Source organism: Paraburkholderia dinghuensis (assembly GCF_003837865.1).
GTDB lineage: Bacteria > Pseudomonadota > Gammaproteobacteria > Burkholderiales > Burkholderiaceae > Paraburkholderia > Paraburkholderia dinghuensis.
In genome coordinates this window covers 1-2,280 of sequence record NZ_RQIS01000047.1, presented here as the reverse complement: position 1 = coordinate 2,280, position 2,280 = coordinate 1, and the positions used below count along the sequence as shown (strand labels likewise).

The 2,280-nt window shown below is 57.0% G+C and carries 1 protein-coding gene; it reads right to left on the bottom strand.

Annotated elements, in window-relative coordinates:
- Positions 1–700 precede the first annotated feature (700 nt).
- The coding region (locus tag D1Y85_RS26800; protein WP_185219142.1) for a polymorphic toxin type 22 domain-containing protein at positions 701–2,280 on the bottom strand (1,580 nt) is incomplete at its 5' end.

Genomic DNA, 2,280 nt, shown 5'->3' with positions numbered 1-2,280 from the left:
GCCAAACGCGTTGTCGATCTGCTGGCCCTGGATCGACAGCATATTGCTCGCCTGCACCGTACCGCTGTTGCTGAAGGTCTGGGCGTTCGTTACGGCATCCTGTATCGGCCCCGCAGCACCTTGAAGTTTGTGTTCAGCGGCCACCGTCACCCACCGAACCTTGGTGATGCTCTCGCTTTCGCGACGCCACTATATCCTTTACTAGCTTATATGTAATTGCCACAAATAAAATTACATACAACGGCATACCCGCCAACGCGGGTTTCCAGCCTGCACCTTGCGCTATCGACACGCCAACAAAGGCGGCGACGATTCCTAATAGGGATAGATAAGCCTTTATATACCGCCACATCAGCGATGACGTTTCTTTGCTCTTCATTATTTAGAGGAACTATTCTGGACAGCATTTTGAACCGGACCACTTGCTCCCTGAATCATTTGATTTAGGAGATTACCCAATGCCCCGGGGAAGATAATCTGTGCTCCTGCACCAACAGCTGTCGCAATCGTAGCAGCCGCCGCAGCACCATTCGCAGACCTAGCCGCCATAGGTCAGCCCCATATCTTCTTGACTACAAGATATCCAACGCAAGCTACGGCAAGACCAACAAATATCCAATAGATTATCCGTTCAGGCTTGCTCATCTTTTCCCACTTTTCTGGCGAAGGACCGCCACCGACTGCCGGCATTTCTACCCCCTTATTTAGCGGATTTTCCAACAGGCGTCGAATGATTCCATGGAACAACCCCGTACGATATCTTTTCGCTGGGTGTCCCAACACCTACTTCAATGGCAGTAGCTCCACCATAGCTATGTGTGACAGCACCAACCACGTTGAATCGAAACGGCGTTGGTATAGATATAAATGTCTGATTACTGTCGCCATTCATGAAGTTATTGGTTGACGTAGCATCGTTTGCCCCAAAGATCCAACCAATCGTAGAACTGGCTCCCAACGACCAACTCGTCGAGGCGGGATTGCCTTGTGCGACGCCGAAAGACAGATACTTTGTCCCGTCGTACAGGTTTATTGCTCCTCCTGCTGACCCAGATAACAACCCAAAATTCAACGTCGCGTAGTTGGGCGTAAAGGTATCGAGAGCAGCCTGGGAGTTCGCGGCAGTCGCATTTATTTGAGCCGCCATTACCGCCTCGTTGCAGGGCGCGACCGCCGTACAGGACGAGGGTATCAGGCTGTTTTTCTTCTTCATCGGGTCAAGCATCTGATTGTACAACTGCACATTAGATGCCATAGACGCCCCTGCGGTACCGCCGACCAAGGCCCCACTCAGCCCCGCTGCTATGTTCCCTGCAAGGTTGCCGAGCAACGCTAAACCCGTCTCCGATTCAACTCCTTGTGCAATGCTATCTAATGCCTGCGCTTCCTTCGAGGCAAGTCCCGCACCCGCCGCGCCGCCTGCCGCTGTAAAGACGCTTCCACCGCCGAGCCCGCCAATCAGTGCACCACCTGCCGCCTGCAACAGCGCGCGGTTGTCTCCGCCTTCATCCCAGGCATCATAGGTCGCCGCATCGGTAGCCGTGTTGCGCTTGTGGTCAGCGTAGGCGCCGATACCTTGCGCGACCACCTGGCCTGCCGCCTGCGCGGCCTGCATCGTATCCGCCTGCTCGTTCAGCAGGTTCTGCACGTCCGGCGTTGCCGACACCGTACCATTAGTGTTCGTCGTGTCGCGGCTCAGGTTCGCCACGTCCTGCGTCTGCGCGGCCTGATTGGTGATGTTGATCGTACCCGCGCTGACCGCACTGCGCGTGGTCGCGCTCTGGTCACCGCTGTCGCTCTGCGAGATCATCGGCGAAACGCCAGGTGTGCCGCTCACCGACCCCGGTCCGGTCGCCTTCCCGGTGCTCCCAACGCCCACACCCGCGCCAATCCCGTTGCTGTTCGCGCTGTAGTGCGAGTGGTTTTCGATGTCGCTGTAGGTGAGGGTGCCGGTGGTCAGCGCGTTCTTTTCCGCATCGGCGGTGCTCGATATCACGGCCCCCTTCAGGTCCGTATTGCCCTTGACATTGATGTCGAAGCCACCGCTACCCGCATTGATGCCCGCCTGCCCATTGACCTGCGCGTACGTGCCATCGGCGTGTCCGTTCTGCGCACTGAAGCTCGCACTCCCCCCCGCCTGACTGATGGAGAACCCGCCACCCGCGCTGCTCTGACGCGCATTGCTTTGTGTGGTGTCCTGCACGCTCTGGATGTTCAGGTTGCCGCCGACGCTTGCCGTCACCTGCCCGCCATTGACCTGCGAGCCGATAACGTTGGTAT